Consider the following 16,711-nt stretch of genomic DNA (forward strand, 5'->3'; position numbering starts at 1 on the left):
CCCAACCAGCCCGTCCGCCCCCTCAAGACTGGCGCGAGCCCAGCTGCCCCGCCTTCTCCAGCCACTGGGCGATGCGCGTGGGGCTGGCGCTGCGCACCGGGCCAAAGCTGTGCACCCGCACCGGCCGGATGCCGCTGTACTCGAGGATGGCCCGCTTCATCTGATGGTGGCCCGGCATGCGCGTTACCCAGCGAAAGTACCAGGGCGGCGAATCCATGGTGACCAACAGCTCGGCAGTGCGCCCGGCCAGCAGCTTGTCCCACAGGGACGATCCCTCGCGGTACTTGAAGGCAAAGCCGGGCAAAAACACCCGGTCGATGAAGCCCTTGAGCAGCGCAGGCATGGCGCCCCACCAGATGGGGTACACCCACACCAAATGCTGGGCCCAGAGGATGTCCTGCTGCGCCGCCACCAAGTCAGGCTCCAGCGTTTGCACCTGGCGGTAGCCCGCATGCAGCAGCGGGTCAAACGCCAGCGAGCCCAGCCGCAGCACACGCACCTGGGCCCCCGCGGCACGGGCGGCCTCAGCATAGGCCGTGGCCAGGCCCGCGCACAGGCTGTCAGAACAAGGGTGCCCAAGCACCACCAACACTTGGCGAGACATCTGATACCTCCTTGGAACCGCACAAATCCACGGTCGCATGGCGCAGACCGCTGCGCACTTGCGGCGCCGTGCGGTGGGCCATTCTGCGGGATGCACCCCTAAGCCCCAAGGCGCCACAGGAGCGACCCCGTCGCATGCTATTAAAATAATAGCTTCTAGCGCTTTTGCCTATTGCCCTGGGTGCGGATTTCATGCCAACATGAAACACCACAGCGGCCTGACCCGGGCCGACCTTTGTCCGCCTGCCCGCCTGTCTGCACCGCCCCACTGGCCGTGGGTGCGCCATGCACAAGGCTTGCGCCATCCAACACCAGCCATCTCGCCCGCCCCATGCTCCTTGCCGCCGCCGACGTTCCCACGATGCTGGTGATGATCATCCTGTCATCCCTCGTCACCGCCGGGGGCATGGCCGTGGTGGGCTGGGGGCGCCAGGACGACGGCGTGCGGCTGTGGGCGCTGGGGCTGCTGCTCAATGCGGTCACCCACCTGCTGTTTGCCCTGCGCGGCCGCATTCCTGACCTGCTGTCGGTGGTGGTCGGCAACGCCGTGCTGGTGGGCGTGTACCTGTCCATGCTGGCTGCGGTGCTGCAGTTCCAGGGGCGCGCACTGCCGCGCCGGCTGACACTGGCCTTGCCTTTGCTGATGGCGGGCTGCATGGCCCTGTTGCTGGGCAGCTACTCGGCCCGCGTGGTGGTGGCGGGGCTGCTGCTGTGCGCGCTGAACCTGTGGCTGCTGGGCAGCCTGCTGGTGCGCTGGCGTACCGTGGGGGGGCGCGGCGCCTGGCTGGTGGTGGGGGCCCTGGGCTTTCAAACCCTGGTGTTGCTGCTGCGCGTGGCCCTGGTGGGCGTGAGCCCGCTGGCGGGCAGCGAGCTGCTGCAATCCAGCGCGGTGCAAACCATGACATTCATGACCACCTTTGCCGTGGTGCTGGTGGCCTCGATGGGCTTTGTGTTCATGGCGCGTGACCGGGCCGACGCAGGCAACCGGCGCATGGCAGCGGTGGACTCGCTCACCGGTGTGGCCAACCGGCGTGCCGTGATTGCGGCGCTGGACCGCGACGTGGCCCGCTCCATCCGCACCCGCGAGCCCATCGCCGCGATGATGGTGGACATTGACCACTTCAAGGCTGTGAACGACCGCTACGGCCACCCCGTGGGCGACCAGGTGCTGTGCAGCGTGGTCAACGTGCTGCGCGAGCGGGTGCGCTCGCAAGACCTGGTGGGCCGCTACGGCGGCGAAGAGTTCCTGGTGGTGCTGCCCGACACCACCATCAAGGGCGCCTATCTGCTGGCCTTGCAGCTGTGCGAAGCGGTCGAGGCCTCCAGCTTCATCCACGAGGGCCATGAAATCCCGATCACGGTGAGCATTGGCGTCTTTGGCGGCACGCTGCAGCCTGGCGACCATTGGGACATGCTGATCTCTGCCGCCGATCGCGCCCTGTACGAAGCCAAAAACCGTGGGCGCAACCGCGTGGAGGTGGGCGAGGTGCTGCGCCGCCCCGCATCGCAGGCGGCCGCTGTCTCGGGGCCTGAGACACAGCCCGGGCTTTTTTAAGGCCCGCAGGTCGGGGCGGCCGCCACGGCAGCGCCCCCTTTCAGCGGCCCCACCATGCACCCCGGCCCATGGTCGGAATACGCCAAATTCGATGGCAGCCCCCGCGCGCTTGTGTTGGAATGGTGCTTTTTCCACCGCCCACAGGAGCCCGCCATGAACGCCCGTGTCCCCACCCAAGCCCTTGAACCCACCCTGGCACTGGAGCGGGTGAGCCAGGCGTGGGACAGCGACATCGTGGGCCAGCTCACCGACTACATTGCCATCCCCGCCAAGTCGCCCATGTTTGCGGCCGACTGGGCCGAGCAAGGGCTGCTCGACACCGTGGTGCGCAACGCCGCCGCCTGGGTCGAAGCGCAAAAAGTGGCAGGCCTGCGCCTGGAAGTGGTGCGCCTGCCCGGCCGCACCCCCGTGCTGTTCTTTGAGATCGAAGCCACCCAGGCCCACGCCCCGCAAACGGTGCTGATGTACGGCCACCTGGACAAGCAACCCGAATTCAGCGGCTGGCGCAACGACCTGGGGCCCTGGACGCCCAAGTACGAGGACGGCAAGCTCTACGGCCGGGGCGGCGCAGACGACGGCTACGCCGTGTACGCCAGCATCGCCGCCGTGCAGGAATTGAAGCGCCAGAACGTGCCGCACCCCCGCATCGTGGGCCTGATCGAGACCTGCGAAGAAAGCGGCTCGCGCGACCTGATGCCCTACATCGACGCCCTGCGCCCCCGCCTGGGCGATGTGGGCCTGGTGATCTGCCTGGACAGCGGCGCGGGCAACTACGACCAGCTGTGGCTCACCACCAGCCTGCGCGGCATGGCCAGTGGCACGCTCAAGGTCGAAATCCTCACCGAAGGCATCCACTCGGGCGACGCCTCGGGCCTGGTGCCCTCGTCCTTTCGCATCATGCGCCAGGTGCTCGACCGCCTGGAAGACAGCGCCACCGGCCGCCTGCTGCCCCAGAGCTTCCATTGCGAAGTGCCCGCCGAGCGGCTGGCCCAGGCGCAAGCCACCGCCGCCATCCTGGGCGAAGAGGTGTATCGGCGCTTTCCGTGGGCGCACTACGACTGCGGCGGCTCCACCACCTTTGCGCTGCCCACCACCACCGACCCGCTGCAGGCGCTGCTCAAGCGCACCTGGGAGCCCACGCTCAGCGTGACCGGCGCCGAAGGCTTTCCGGCCCTGCAAGACGCGGGCAACGTGTTGCGCCCCTACACCGCCTTCAAGCTCAGCCTGCGCCTGCCCCCGCTGGTAGATGCGGCCCAGGCGGTGCAAGAACTCAAGTCCCTGCTCGAAGACAACGCGCCCTACCAGGCCAAGGTCACCTTCCAGAGCCTGAGCGGCGCTACGGGCTGGAACGCCCCGGCCACCACGCCCTGGTTCGAGCAGGCGCTCAACGAAGCCTCGCAGGCGCACTTTGGTGCGCCCTGCGGCTACATCGGCCAGGGCGGCACCATTCCGCTGATGAACATGCTCAGCGAAGGCTTTCCCACCGCGCAAATGATGGTTTGCGGCGTGCTCGGCCCCAAGAGCAACGCGCACGGCCCCAACGAGTTTTTGCATGTGCCCTACGCCAAGCGCCTCACGGCCTCGGTGGCGCATGTGATTGCCACGATGGCGCAGGCCCAGGCGGCCACCAGCGCGACCGCAGCCCCCTGAACCCTTGCGCTGACCGCGCCCACCCCCGCCACCCAGCGCCCCGGTATGCCCCAGCACTGTTCACCCTCCACCCTCAGCCCCTTCACCGCTGCCGATGGGGAAAACCTCGCTCTGCACGAATGGCCCGTGGCCGCCAACACCCCCCTGCGCGGCCTGGTGGTGCTGGTGCACGGCCTGGGCGAGCACGCGGGCCGCTACGGCGCGCTGGCCGAGCAGCTCAACGCCTGGGGCTTTGCCGTGCGCGGCTACGACCACTACGGCCACGGCGCATCGGCCGGCCCGCGCGGCGGCCTGACCAGCGACACGCGCCTGCTGGACGACCTGGCCGACATGGTCGAATGCACCCGCGCCCGCCTGCCGCCCGGCCTGCCGCTGGTGCTGCTGGGCCACAGCATGGGCGGCCTGGTCGCTGCGCGGCTGGTGTCGCTCAACCTGTGCCCGGTGGATGCGCTGGTGCTGTCGTCCCCCGCGCTCGATGCAGGCCTGGGCGCGGTGCAAAAGCTGCTGGTGTCCACCCTGCCCCGCATCGCCCCCAACCTGCGCGTGGGCAACGGGCTGGACGCCCACTACCTCTCGCACGACGCGCAGGTGGTGGCCGACTACCGGGCCGACCCTCAGTGCCATGACCGCATCAGCGCCCGCCTGGCCCGCTTCATAGCCGACGCAGGCCCCGCCACTGTGGCCACCGCCCCCACATGGGCCGTGCCCACCCTGCTGATGTGGGCGGGGGCCGACCGGCTGGTCAACCCCGCAGGCAGCCGCGCCTTTGCGCAGGCAGCGCCGCCAGCCGTGGTGCAGTCGCACTGCTTTGAAGGCGCCTTCCACGAGCTGTTCAACGAAACCCCCGAGTACGCCATGCCCGTGCTGCAGATGCTGCAGGACTGGCTGCTGGCGCGCTTTGGCGTGAAATACTGAACCCGGTTTTGAGGAAAAAATGCCTCATTGGCGTCCTGCCTCAGTCTGCTCATCCCCCAGCCGTTCGGGCTGAGCCTGTCGAAGCCAGGGCGTCTTTTGCAAACAGCCCTTCGACGGGCTCAGGGCGAACGCTCTACCTGAGGCAAGCAACCACTCAGAAAAAAAGCCTCTAGCGCTTATCCAATAAGCGCTAGCAGCTATATTTTTAATAGCAACCCCAACCAGCCGATCCGGTCCGCTGGCAGCACAGCCCGTGCCCCCGGCGCCACAGCGCAGGCGCTGGACCGGCAGGCGCGTCAAATCCCGATCAAATTTGTCTGGCATTCTGCAGCCCGGTTGATGAAGATCAGCGGCTGCGCACGCAGGGCTGACTAAGGTGGCGGCCAATGCCTTGGCACCCTACCGGTGCTGGCGATGAAACGCTTGCCATGGAACCCTTGACCCCTGCTGCAGCCACCTCCGCAGCCCCTGCCGCCGCCCCCGAGGCTGCCCAGCTTTCCCCCGAACTCGTCTGCCCCGCAGGCAGCCTGCCCGCGCTCAAAGCCGCCGTAGACCACGGCGCCAACTGCGTCTACCTGGGCCTGCGCGACGCCACCAACGCCCGCAACTTTGCGGGGCTGAACTTTGACGAAGCCGCCATTGCCAACGGCATTGGCTACGCCCACCAGCGCGGGTGCAAAGTGTTCATGGCGCTCAACACCTACCCGCAAGCCTCCAACCCCGGCCCCTGGCGCAGCGCGGTGGACAAGGCCGTGGACATGGGGCTGGACGCCGTCATCCTGGCCGACCCCGGCCTCATGCAGTACGCCGCCCAGCACCACCCACAGCTGCGGCTGCACCTGTCGGTGCAAGGCTCTGCCACCAACTTCGAGGCCATCAACTTCTACCGCGAGCAGTTTGGCGTGGTGCGCGCCGTGCTGCCCCGGGTGCTGTCGATGGAGCAGGTGCGCCAGGTGATCGAGCGCACGCCGGTCGAGATCGAGGTCTTCGGCTTTGGCAGCCTGTGCGTGATGGTGGAAGGCCGCTGCGCCCTGTCGTCGTACGTGACGGGCGAATCGCCCAACACCCACGGCGTATGCTCGCCGCCCAAAGCCGTGCGCTGGCAAGAAACCCCGCAGGGCCTGGAGTCGCGCCTGAACGGCGTGCTCATCGACCGCTACGCCCCCGGCGAGAACGCGGGCTACCCCACGCTGTGCAAGGGCCGCTTTGACGTGGCCGATGAAGAAAACTACTACGCCATCGAAGAGCCCACCAGCCTGAACACGCTGGAGCTGCTGCCCCAGCTGGTCAAGATCGGCGTGCGCGCCATCAAGATCGAAGGCCGCCAGCGCAGCCCCGCTTACGTGACCGACGTGACGCGCGTGTGGCGCGAGGCCATCGACCACTGCATGGCCCAGCCCCACCGCTACGCCCCCAAAACCCACTGGATGGCCCAGCTGGACCAGGTGGCCGAGGGCCAGCAACACACGCTGGGCGCCTACCACCGCCCCTGGAAATAAGCCACCGCCCCCCCCGGGGCGCCACTGATACGCAGCGCTAACGCAACACAAGAGCCAAGAGGCGCACAGCGCCCGCTCTCCCACCACACGGAGTCCCCCACCATGAAAATCACCCTGGGCCCCCTGCAGTACTACTGGCCGCGCAACACCGTCTTTGCGTTCTACGAAACCATGGCCGACACGGCCGTGGACGAGGTCTACCTGGGCGAGACCGTGTGCTCGCGCCGCCACGAGCTGCGCCTGTCCGACTGGCTCGGGCTGGCCCGCCACCTGCAGGGCAAGGGCAAGCGGGTCGTCATGTCCAGCCAGGTGCTGCTCGAATCGGGCTCGGACGTGGCCTGGCTGCACAAGCTGGCCGCCAACGGCGAATTCACCGTCGAGGCCAACGACATGGGCGCCGTGCACTGCCTGGCGGGCAAGCAGCCCTTTGTGGCCGGGCCGCACCTGAACCTCTACAACCCCCAGGCCGTGCAATGGATGGCCCAGCTGGGCGCCAGCCGCTGGGTGATGCCGCTGGAGATGCGCCACCAAGACCTGGCCGTGGTGCAGGCCGCGCGCCCCGCAGGCCTGCAGACCGAGGTCTTCGCCTACGGGCGGCTGCCGCTGGCGTACTCGGCCCGCTGCTTCACCGCGAGGCACTACAACCAGCCCAAGGACGACTGCCGCTTCAGCTGCATGGAGCACCCCGAAGGCCTGCCCATGCGCACGCGCGAGAAAGAGGGCTTCCTCGTGCTCAACGGCACGCAAACGCAGTCGGCCCGCGTCTACAACCTCATCGAAGAGCTGCCCCAAATGCAAGCCCTGGGCGTGGACCTGGTGCGACTGAGCCCCCAGCCCCAGCACATGGAGCAGGTGATTGCCCTGTTTGACGAAGTGCGCCGCCAACCCGCCAACGCCGCGCACGCCCAAAACCGCATCCTGGCGCTGATGCCCGACTGGCCATGCAACGGCTTCTGGCACGGCCGCCCCGGGCTAGAGCAAGGCCGCAGCGACCTGCACCAGGCACAGCACACCGCCCAACGCTCGGCAGCCTGAACGGCCCGCCGCACACCCTCCTCTGGACCGCCATGTACCCGCCCGCACACCCCACCACACACCCGTCCTCCGCCAAGCACCACACCGCCCGCCCCCGGCAACTGCCCGCGCCCGTGGGCGCCGTGCTCTCGCGCCTGCCGGCCTACCCCGGCTCGGTGCTGCTCGTCACCGCGCTGAACCTGGCGCTGGCCCGCCACCTGCCCGCCGACGTGCTGGCCCTGCTGCTGCACCGCAAGCTGCGCATTGAGGTGCGCGATGCCCGCGTGGCCTTTGACTTTGCCTGGAACGGCCAGCGCTTTGCCCCCTGCAGCCCCGCCCGCCCCGGCGGCGCGGCCAAAGCGGCCGATGCCCCCGGTGCGTCCCCAGCGGCCAACGCGCCCGATCTCACCATCAGCGCCAGTGCGCACGACTTTGTGCTGCTGGCCCAGCGCCAGCAAGACCCGGACACGCTGTTCTTCAGCCGCCGCCTGTCCATGCAGGGCGACACCGAGCTGGGCCTGGTGGTGAAGAACGCGCTCGACGCCCTGGAGCTGCCCGTGCTCGACCCCGCGCAATGGGCCCCGCGCGCCATGCTGGCGCGCCTGTTCCCCAAGCCCTGAGGAGGCCTGTCGTATGAACACCGAACCCGGCGACCTGCGCCCGCCCAGCCCCCCCACCCACGCAAGCCCCCACGCCAACGCCCCCCTGCCGCTCGTGTATTCGTGCTCGGGTTGCTCCAGCGCGGCACAACTGGCCAACCACGTTGCCCTGCGGCTGGACCGCTGCGGCGCGGCCGAGATGTCGTGCATTGCGGGCGTGGGCGGCGATGTGCCCCACCTCATGAAAACCGTGCGCTCGGGCCGCCCCATCATTGCGCTCGATGGCTGCCCGCTGGTGTGCGTCAAAAGCACCCTGGCCCGCCACGGCATTGACCCCGCACGCCACTACCAGCTGCAGCAATACGGCGTCAAAAAGCGCGCCCATGAAGACTTCGACCCCGCCCAGGCCGCCCTGGTGCTGGAGCGCGTGCTGGACGACCTGCACTACGAACCGCTGGCGGGCGCGCCCCACCACCCACAGCCCCGCCCAGAGACTGCCCATGGCTGATGCCGAAGCCGCCCCCTGCAGCACCTCGGCCCGCATCGTCGTCGGCATCTCGGGCGCCAGCGGTGCCACCTACGGCGTGCGGCTGCTGCAGGCGCTGCACGGCCAGCCGGGCATCGAAGCGCATGCGGTGGTGTCAGACGCAGGCTGGCGCACGCTGCAACACGAATGCGGTGTGGACGGCCCCGCCGCGCTGCAGGCCCTGGCCCCCGGCCACCAACTGCACGACGTGCGCAACGTGGGCGCCCTACTTGCCAGCGGGTCCTTTCGCAGCCACGCCATGGTGGTGGCGCCCTGCTCCATGCGCACCCTGGCCGCCATTGCCCACGGGCTGAGCGACAACCTGCTCACCCGCGCGGCCGACGTCATGCTCAAAGAGCGCCGCAAACTGGTGCTGATGGTGCGCGAAACCCCGCTGCACTTGGTGCACCTGCGCAACATGCTCACCGTGACCGAGATGGGCGCCATCTGCTGCCCGCCCCTGCCCGCCTTCTACCAGCACCCGCGCAGCGTGCAAGACATCGTGGACGCCAGCGTGGCCCGGGTGCTCGACCTCATCGACGTGCCCCACACCCTGGCCACACGCTGGGCCGGGCTGCCTGTTCAGCCTAACGAGACAGCCATGGCATCGCCGTGAACGCTCAACAAACCGTTCACGCTGAGCCTGTCGAAGCGCCGCAGGGACATTGCGCCCTGGCTTCGACAGGCTCAGCCCGAACGGGTGGGGAAGATTCACCACCGCGCGTCAAAAACTATCAATTTCATAGCTGCCAGCGCTTACCTATCAAGCGCTAGAGGCCTTTTTTATTCAAAACCATGGCCTACCAAGACCTGCGCGACTTCATGGCCCAGCTCGAAGCCACGGGCGAGCTGCGCCGCGTGAATGAGCCCGTATCGCCCCACCTGGAGATGACCGCGCTGAGCGACCGCGTGCTGCGCGCGCGCGGCCCGGCGCTGCTGTTCACCCAGCCCACAGGCCACCGCATGCCGGTGCTGACCAACCTGTTTGGCACACCCGAGCGCGTGGCCCGCGCCATGGGCGTGCCCGACCTGCGCGGCGTGCGCGCCCTGGGTGAGCTGCTCGCCACGCTCAAAGAACCCGAGGCGCCCAAAGGCTTCAAAGACATGCTGGGCATGGGCCAGTTGCTCAAGACCCTGTGGAACATGGCACCGCACACCGTGGGCCGCAACGCCCCCTGCCAGCAAGAAGTGTGGGAAGGGCCCGATGTAGACCTGGCGCGCCTGCCCGTGCAGCACTGCTGGCCCGGTGATGTGGCCCCGCTCATCACCTGGGGCCTCACCATCACGCGAGGGCCGCGCAAGGCCCGGCAGAACCTGGGCATCTACCGCCAGCAGGTGCTCTCGCGCAACCAGGTCATCGTGCGCTGGCTGGCCCACCGGGGCGGCGCGCTGGACTTTGCCGACCACTGCGCCCAGCACCCCGGCCAGCCCTACCCCGTGGCCGTGGCGCTGGGGGCCGACCCCGCCACGCTGCTGGGCGCCGTCACGCCCGTGCCCGATGGGTTGAGCGAATACCAGTTCGCAGGCCTGCTGCGCGGTGCGCGCACCGAAGTGACTGCTGCTTTAGGCGTGCCGCTGCAAGTGCCCGCCACCGCCGAGATCGTGCTCGAAGGCCACATCCAGCCCGACGCCAACCATGCGAGCGGCTGGCAGCACGCGCTGGAAGGGCCGTATGGCGACCACACCGGCTACTACAACGAATGCGCCGAATTCCCCGTGCTCACCGTGGAGCGCATCACCCTGCGGCGCGATGCGATCTACCACAGCACCTACACCGGCAAACCGCCGGACGAGCCCGCCGTGCTGGGCTTGGCAATGAACGAACTGTTCATCCCCCTGCTGCAAAAGCAGTTCCCCGAGATCGCGGACTTCTACCTGCCGCCCGAAGGCTGCAGCTACCGCATGGCGGTGGTCAGCATCCGCAAGGCCTACGCAGGCCACGCGCGGCGCGTGATGATGGGCGTGTGGAGCCACCTGCGCCAGTTCATGTACACCAAGTTCATCGTGGTGGTGGATGCCGATGTGGACGTGCGCGATTGGAAGGACGTGATCTGGGCCATCACCACCCGCATGGACCCGGCGCGCGACACCATGATGGTGGAGCACACGCCCATCGACTACCTGGACTTCGCCTCACCCGTGAGCGGCCTGGGCAGCAAGATGGGAATGGACGCCACCAACAAATGGCCCGGCGAAACGCAGCGCGAATGGGGTAGGCCGATGCACATGACACCGGAAGTGAGCGCGCGGGCTGAGGCGCTGATGCGGGGGCTGGGGCTGTAGGGGCAGAAGAGACGCTGCGACGACGTCTATGACGCGCAGCGTTCGTTCCCTGCTCCGACGGCCCCGCAACGTGACCCGAAGGGAGTTGAGAAAAAACACCACAGTGGGAGCGAAAATCGGGACTTTCCGGGCTGAAAAGGTGTGTAGGGAAATGGTCCGTTGCCAAGGCGTTTCCATCCCTGCAATCGCATTGAACCGTCTTGCCTTGGATGCCAGTTGCCTGCGCAAATAAGCCCATCCGAGGAGGCTCCGTCTCTGTTCGCCGTGGGGCAGAATTCGGCGAGGAGCGGCCAGTGGCTACAGATGAAAGCGGACGCTCAACGTCCGAAACAAGCCGCACCGGAGTGCGAAACACGAACGGAACCCATAAGCGGACTTTGTGGGTGTCGGCTTAACCAAAAAGTTAGGCTGCTGAGCGTAGGCAGAGTGTTGCGCCTAATATTTAATTTCTCCGCCTTATTGCAATACTAAGTGCCGCTAGTGTTATCCCAAGGATCAAAATTAACCAACCGTTGCGAGTGTTGTTTTTGTCTTGAGGGTACAACTCGCTCCATCGACGTTGAAATAGATCCTGCCGAATATCTCTCTCGCTCCACTCGGCCCCTGGCTCTTCAAGCACTACCATTGGAACCAGTGGCATACCAATTTCGCTGGCATAGCGTTGGACGTTCAGGCTCTGGCGTACTAGCCCTGTTTCATTCCCAGCTTCAGCGCTAGTTCCGAATGATGGAATTGCTAGTCGCCCTTCGATTACTAAATCATGCTTCGGTGTAGGAAGTCTTTGCAGTACCGTGTCAGCTGGCACCCAGCCCCGCTGCACCAGTACAGCCAATCCATTGGATCCTTTTTCGATAAGGGGTTCTAGTACGTAAAACCCGCTGCGCCCCGCCATGTCGCGCCCCTTGAGAACCACCGTGTGTCCTGTGAATGCTCCCACGATGAGCACCTGTTTGTGTTGCAGTGACTTCAGATCTGTAGCATTCGCCACCTCCCTGAGTTGGAAGAGTTCCTTGGGAGGTGGAGGTAGCGGCCTAGCGATAGGTATGGGCCCCCACAGGATCCAAGCGCCGCTCATTGTCGTGAGCAACGCTGCTCCTATAAATACCCAACGCCAAAGTAAGCTCTGCGTGGCGTTGGTTTTTTTTGAAAAACCATTTCGGCCTGAATGTATGGTGCTCATGCGATAAATCGTTAGCGTAATGAGAGCCAGTCGTGAAAAATTAACCTAATTCAGACTGCAAAACCCGCAGGATAAAATGGATCGTGCGGGATATTCTGGACACTGATTTTTACTGAAAGCGGCTTGCAGCAAAGGTTTGCAAGGGTTTACCTATTCAAACTCCAAGTATCAAAATTCCGTGAAACCCGGCACACGTCAACTCGGCAAACTGCAGTTTGCCATAGGGAGACACCGGGATTTTCGACTGCAACGTGCTCCAGGCAATGACAGCTTCAGGGTGTGCTTCCGAACGAGGGCTCGGGGCCCTGAGCCGATGGTGGGCACCACTCCCAAAAGTGGTCATTGATTCAATATGGGTGGCATCCCGGGGCTGTTCTGGGTATTCCTAGTTCTCGCTCTCTATTCTTTGGCGTCCGCGGTTTGGGTGCGGACCTCTCGCCAAGGTTGGTTCAACTGAGCGCAGTATTGAACGCATCTCGCCTGCACCTAACAATGCGGATGACTCACACGCCCAACACAGTGCGCTCCCTTCAGTCGCTTCGGCTTGTCGCCAGTCACCATTTCGTTGAGCGTCCACTCTCATACATCGCCACCGGCGACTTCTGGCCGAATTCTGCCTCACGGCGAACAGAGGCGAAGCCGCCCGGGTGGGCTTATTTGCGAGGGCAATGGGCATCCAAGGCCAGATGGCTCAATGCGATTGCAGGGATGGAAACGCCTTGGCAACGGGCCATTTCCTCATATCCTCCTGAATCCGGACCATCCCGATGGATCGCACCCACTGTGGTGTTTGCCTTCTCCAATCCCTTCTCTCACCCCCATGCCTGCGCTTGAAGTCCGCCCCCTGCAAACCCACGACCTGCCCGCGCTGATGGCAGTGCAACGCGCCGCCTATGGCGATGGGTTCATGGAAAGCGCCGAGGTCTTCACCCGCCGCCTGGCCAGCCCGGTGAACTGCTCGCTGGCGCTGCTGGCCGATGGGCAGCTGTGCGCCTACCTGGCCGCCTACCACTCGGTGCAGGGCAAGGTCACCCCGCTGCATGGCGACTTTGAGCCCCCTGCGGGCACCGCGCCCGACACGCTGTACCTGCACGACATGGCCGTGCTGCCCAGCATGGCGGGCCAGGGGCTGGCGCAGGCCCTGCTCAAGCCCCTGTGGGAGCGTGCCCAGCAACACGGCCTGCGCCACACGGCACTGGTATCGGTGCAAGGCTCGCAGGGCTACTGGGCGCGCCACGGGTATGCCGAACACGCGCTGCAAGACGCAGTGCAGCGCCAACGCCTGGCCACCTACGGCGAGGGCGCCACGTACATGGTGCGCCGCCTCGCCCCAGGCCACTGATGCGCGGGGCCTGGGGCCCCGTCGCTTCGCGGCTCAGCCCACACTGATGTGCCCGGCCAGCAGGCCCTCACCCACCACCCAGTCGCGAAAGCGCCGCAGCGCCGGGTCGATCAGAGCCTCAGGCCGGTACACCAGGCGGTAGCCCAGCGGCGCCTGCGCGGCGGGGGCCTGCAGGCCGACCAGGGCCCGGGTGGCCAGTTCACGCTCCACCACGGCCCGGGTCACCAGCGCAAAGCCCTGCCCAGCCAGGGCCGCCTCCACCGCACCGTTGGTCCCTGCAAACACCACACCCTGGCCAGAGTCCACCCGCCCCAACCCCTGCGCCTGGCACCACATGCGCCAGTCGTCGCGGTGGCCATCGTGCAGCAGCCGGGGGCCGGTAATGTCTTCCAGCCCCGCCCAGAGGCGCGGCGTCACCAGGCGCGGGCTGCACACGGGGATCAGGTCATCGTCCAGCAACCACTCGGCGTGCAAGCCGGGGTAGGGCCCCAGGCCGTGGCGCACCGCAAAATGCATGTCCTCGGCCAGCAGGTCCACGGCGCGGTGCGTGCTGTTCACATGCACGTCGAGTTCGGGGGCACTCTGCAAAAACAGCTGCAGGCGCGGCACCAGCCACTGCGCAGCAAAGCTGGGGGTGCAGCTCACCCGCACCACGCGGCGCGCGCCAGCCGCCAGCCGCGCCGTGGCGTGGCCAATGCGGGCCAGGGCCTCGCCGCACGCAGCCTGGTAGTCCATGCCAGCGGGCGTGAGCGCAAGCCCGCGCGGCAGGCGCTCAAACAGCGCGCAGCCCAGGAAGGACTCCAGCCGCCGCACCTGCTGCGACACAGCACCGGGCGTGACATGCAGCTCGCGTGCCGCCTCGCGCACGCTGCGGTGGCGCGCTGTGGCCTCAAAGAATCGCACGGCAATCAAGGGCGGTAGTTTCATGATGATGTGCTCCAGGTGTTCAGCTTAGCTAAACGGTTGTAGAGGATAAATCGTTTGCCATGGCTCAACGTATTTTCAACAATAGCAGCACGTTTTTAATGCCTCTTACCGAACTTCACAGGTGCCGCCATGCCATTGCCCAGCTTCTTGCGACTGATGCTTCTTGCGGCCCTGTGGGGCGGCAGCTTTTTGCTGATGCGCGTGGCTGCACCGGTGCTGGGCGCCCTGCCCACCACCTTCGCCCGGGTGCTGCTGGGTGCCACGGGGCTGGGCTTGCTGCTGGTGGTGCTACGCCTGCGCCCCCGTTTTGAAGGAAAGCTCGGCGCCACGCTGGCGCTGGGGGTGGTGAACTCGGGCATCCCGTTCCTCATGTTTGCCATGGCAGCACGCAGCCTGCCCGCTGGCTACAGCGCCATCCTCAATGCCACCACGCCGCTGATGGGCGTGCTTGTGGGTGCGCTGGCGTTTGGTGAACGCATCACAGCGGCCCGCGTGGGCGGGGTGGTGCTCGGCATGGTGGGGGTGGGGGTGCTGGCCCAGGCGGGGCCGGTGGCGCTCACCCCCGAGGTGCTGGCCAGCATGGCTGCTTGCCTGGTGGCCACGGCGTGCTACGGGCTGGCGGGCTTTCTCACACGGCGCTGGATCACCCATCGGGGTGGCCTGGACAGCCGCACCGTGGCCCTGGGCAGCCAGATGGGCGCAGTGCTGGTGCTGGTGCCCTGCGTGGCGTGGGAGCTGTGGCGCCAGCCTGCCGTCGCCACGGCCTGGCTGGCCGCGCCAGCACCGGTCTGGGGGGCGCTGCTGGCACTGGGCCTGCTGTGCACGGCACTGGCCTACGTGCTGTATTTCCGGCTCATCGCCGATGTGGGGCCGCTGAAGGCGCTCACCGTCACTTTCCTGATCCCGCTGTTCGGCGTGGCCTGGGGCTGGCTGTTTCTGGACGAAGTGGCCACGGGTGCGCATGTGGCGGGCGGGGTGCTGATCGGGCTGGCGCTGTGGCTGGTGTTGCGCCCGGTGGCGGCGCCAGCCACGGCGCCCTCGGCCGCCCTGCGCCGCTAGCGCCACGGGGTCAGCGCGGCAGGCAGTTGTCACGGCCCGTGGTCATAATGGGTGCCATGCCAAACCGCTGGAAACCCAACGTCACCGTGGCCGCCCTCATCGAGCGTGATGGGCGCTTTTTGCTGGTGGAAGAAGAGACCACGGACGGTCTCAAACTCAACAACCCTGCAGGCCATCTGGACCCCGGCGAATCGCCCGAACAGGCCTGCGCCCGCGAGGTGCTGGAGGAAACTGCGCACGACTTTGTGCCCACCGCCCTCATCGGCGTGTACCTCAACCGATTCACCAAAACCCGCACGGGCGACGACCTGACCTACATGCGCTTTGCGTTTGCCGGCACGCTGGGCACCCACCACGGCTGGCGCTCGCTGGACGCAGGCATCGTCCGCACCCTGTGGATGACCCCCGACGAAATCCGCGCCTGCCCCGAGCGCCACCGCAGCCCGCTGCTGCTGGCGTGTCTGGAAGACTACCTGGCAGGCCAGCGCCACCCGCTCACGCTGGTGCACACCGACCCCTCTGTGACAACCCCACGGTAGGCCCCGCGCAAAGACCTTAGGGGCTGCGCTCAGTTCGGCTCAGTCCATCGAAATCTTGCGTTCCTTGATGGTGGCGGCCCACTGCGCCGACTCTTTCTTCATGAAGGCCGCCAGCTCTGCCCGCGTGGTGGGCTGGGGCGTGAGGCCGTGCTTGTTCAGCGCCTCTTTCACGCCGGGGTCGTTCAGCACTTTCACGATCTCCTGGTTCCAACGCTCAAGCAGCGGCGCAGGCGTTTTGCCCGGGGCCACAAAGGCATACCAGTTGAGCGCCTCAAAGCCCGGAAAGCCCGACTCCGCCACGGTGGGAATGTTGGGCAAATAGGCCGGGCGGGTGAGCCCCGTGGTGGCCAGCGGGATCAGCTTGCCCGCCTCGATGTGCGGCAGCGCCGTGGGCGGCGCGGCAAAGTACGAGGTGACGCGCTCACCCAGCAAATCCTGCAGCGCCGGGGCCCCGCCCTTGTAGGGCACGTGGGTCATGTCGATGCCCGCGCGCTGGTTGAACAACTCGCCCGCCAGGTGCGAGGCCGAGCCCGCGCCGGTGGAGGCAAAGTCCACGCTGCCGGGCTTCTTTTTGGACAGCTGCACAAACTCGGCCAACGTCTTCACGCCCGCGCCTTTGTGCACCACCAGCACGTTCGGAAAGTTCACCCCGCCCGAGACCGGGGCCAGGTCTTTGAAGGGGTCGTAGGTCACCTTCATCAGGTGCGGCGCAATGGTCAGCGGCCCAACCGATCCGAGCAGCAGCACCGTGCCATCGGGCGCCGCATTGGCCACAAACTGGTGGGCGATGTTGCCACCCGCGCCGCCCTTGTTGTCCACCACCACCGGCTGGCCGATGTTCTCGCCCAGCCTCTTGGCAATCAGGCGCGCCGCCGCATCGGCCGCACCGCCTGCCGCAAAACCCACGACCAGCGTGACGGGCTTTTTGGGCGGAAAGTCTTGCGCCGCAGCGCCAAAGGCCAGGGGAACGGTTGCCAGCGCCAGGGCGCAGTGCAGCAGGGTGCGTTTGTTCATCGGGGT

Annotated in this window: 16 protein-coding genes; 12 read left to right on the forward strand and 4 right to left on the reverse strand. The window is 66.7% G+C overall.

What is annotated here, in order from left to right:
* Positions 1–22: 22 nt before the first annotated feature.
* Positions 23–604, reverse strand: coding sequence for an NAD(P)H-dependent oxidoreductase (locus tag CLU88_RS14040; protein ID WP_099657125.1), 582 nt, complete (start codon positions 602–604; stop codon positions 23–25).
* 330 nt (positions 605–934) lie between these two features.
* Between CLU88_RS14040 and CLU88_RS14045 the strand changes: the two genes are divergently transcribed.
* From CLU88_RS14045 to ubiD, 9 genes are all read left to right on the forward strand, one after another.
* Positions 935–2,158 (forward strand): diguanylate cyclase, encoded by a 1,224-nt coding sequence (locus tag CLU88_RS14045; RefSeq protein WP_099657126.1) that lies wholly within the window; start codon positions 935–937, stop codon positions 2,156–2,158.
* 153 nt (positions 2,159–2,311) lie between these two features.
* Complete coding sequence (locus CLU88_RS14050; RefSeq protein ID WP_099658874.1) at positions 2,312–3,808, forward strand: M20 family metallopeptidase; 1,497 nt, start codon at positions 2,312–2,314, stop codon at positions 3,806–3,808.
* Positions 3,809–3,853: 45 nt separating this feature from the next.
* Complete coding sequence (locus tag CLU88_RS14055; RefSeq protein WP_099657127.1) at positions 3,854–4,723, forward strand: alpha/beta hydrolase; 870 nt, start codon at positions 3,854–3,856, stop codon at positions 4,721–4,723.
* A 428-nt stretch (positions 4,724–5,151) separates the two neighbouring features.
* Positions 5,152–6,222, forward strand: a complete 1,071-nt coding sequence (locus CLU88_RS14060; protein WP_233205467.1) for a peptidase U32 family protein — start codon at positions 5,152–5,154, stop codon at positions 6,220–6,222.
* Positions 6,223–6,324: 102 nt separating this feature from the next.
* Positions 6,325–7,257, forward strand: a complete 933-nt coding sequence (locus tag CLU88_RS14065; protein ID WP_099657128.1) for a U32 family peptidase — start codon at positions 6,325–6,327, stop codon at positions 7,255–7,257.
* 32 nt (positions 7,258–7,289) lie between these two features.
* Complete coding sequence (locus CLU88_RS14070) at positions 7,290–7,856, forward strand: SCP2 domain-containing protein (protein ID WP_099657129.1); 567 nt, start codon at positions 7,290–7,292, stop codon at positions 7,854–7,856.
* 13 nt (positions 7,857–7,869) lie between these two features.
* Positions 7,870–8,343 (forward strand): putative zinc-binding protein, encoded by a 474-nt coding sequence (locus tag CLU88_RS14075; RefSeq protein ID WP_233205468.1) that lies wholly within the window; start codon positions 7,870–7,872, stop codon positions 8,341–8,343.
* Positions 8,336–8,977: a UbiX family flavin prenyltransferase gene (locus CLU88_RS14080; RefSeq protein WP_099657130.1), complete on the forward strand. Its 642-nt coding sequence runs from the start codon at positions 8,336–8,338 to the stop codon at positions 8,975–8,977. Before CLU88_RS14075 ends, CLU88_RS14080 begins: the two co-directional genes overlap by 8 nt.
* Positions 8,978–9,156: 179 nt before the next feature.
* Complete coding sequence (ubiD, locus tag CLU88_RS14085) at positions 9,157–10,644, forward strand: 4-hydroxy-3-polyprenylbenzoate decarboxylase (RefSeq protein ID WP_099657131.1); 1,488 nt, start codon at positions 9,157–9,159, stop codon at positions 10,642–10,644.
* A 442-nt stretch (positions 10,645–11,086) separates the two neighbouring features.
* Here the strand turns inward: ubiD and CLU88_RS14090 are convergent, their stop codons facing one another.
* The gene (locus tag CLU88_RS14090) at positions 11,087–11,824 is read right to left on the reverse strand and encodes an SURF1 family protein (protein WP_099657132.1); all 738 of its coding nucleotides are present in this window, start codon (positions 11,822–11,824) and stop codon (positions 11,087–11,089) included.
* Positions 11,825–12,644: 820 nt separating this feature from the next.
* Between CLU88_RS14090 and CLU88_RS14095 the strand changes: the two genes are divergently transcribed.
* The gene (locus CLU88_RS14095; RefSeq protein WP_099657133.1) at positions 12,645–13,166 is read left to right on the forward strand and encodes a GNAT family N-acetyltransferase; all 522 of its coding nucleotides are present in this window, start codon (positions 12,645–12,647) and stop codon (positions 13,164–13,166) included.
* 33 nt (positions 13,167–13,199) lie between these two features.
* Here the strand turns inward: CLU88_RS14095 and CLU88_RS14100 are convergent, their stop codons facing one another.
* Positions 13,200–14,093, reverse strand: a complete 894-nt coding sequence (locus tag CLU88_RS14100) for a LysR substrate-binding domain-containing protein (RefSeq protein ID WP_099657134.1) — start codon at positions 14,091–14,093, stop codon at positions 13,200–13,202.
* 129 nt (positions 14,094–14,222) lie between these two features.
* Between CLU88_RS14100 and CLU88_RS14105 the strand changes: the two genes are divergently transcribed.
* Positions 14,223–15,152, forward strand: a complete 930-nt coding sequence (locus tag CLU88_RS14105) for a DMT family transporter (RefSeq protein WP_099657135.1) — start codon at positions 14,223–14,225, stop codon at positions 15,150–15,152.
* A 56-nt stretch (positions 15,153–15,208) separates the two neighbouring features.
* The gene (locus tag CLU88_RS14110; RefSeq protein WP_099658877.1) at positions 15,209–15,691 is read left to right on the forward strand and encodes an NUDIX hydrolase; all 483 of its coding nucleotides are present in this window, start codon (positions 15,209–15,211) and stop codon (positions 15,689–15,691) included.
* Between the two features lie 39 nt (positions 15,692–15,730).
* Here the strand turns inward: CLU88_RS14110 and CLU88_RS14115 are convergent, their stop codons facing one another.
* A complete protein-coding gene (locus tag CLU88_RS14115) occupies positions 15,731–16,705 on the reverse strand; it encodes a tripartite tricarboxylate transporter substrate binding protein (protein ID WP_099657136.1) in 975 nt (324 codons plus the stop codon).
* Positions 16,706–16,711 lie beyond the last annotated feature (6 nt).

The organism is Acidovorax sp. 56 (assembly GCF_002749705.1).
GTDB lineage: Bacteria > Pseudomonadota > Gammaproteobacteria > Burkholderiales > Burkholderiaceae_C > Acidovorax.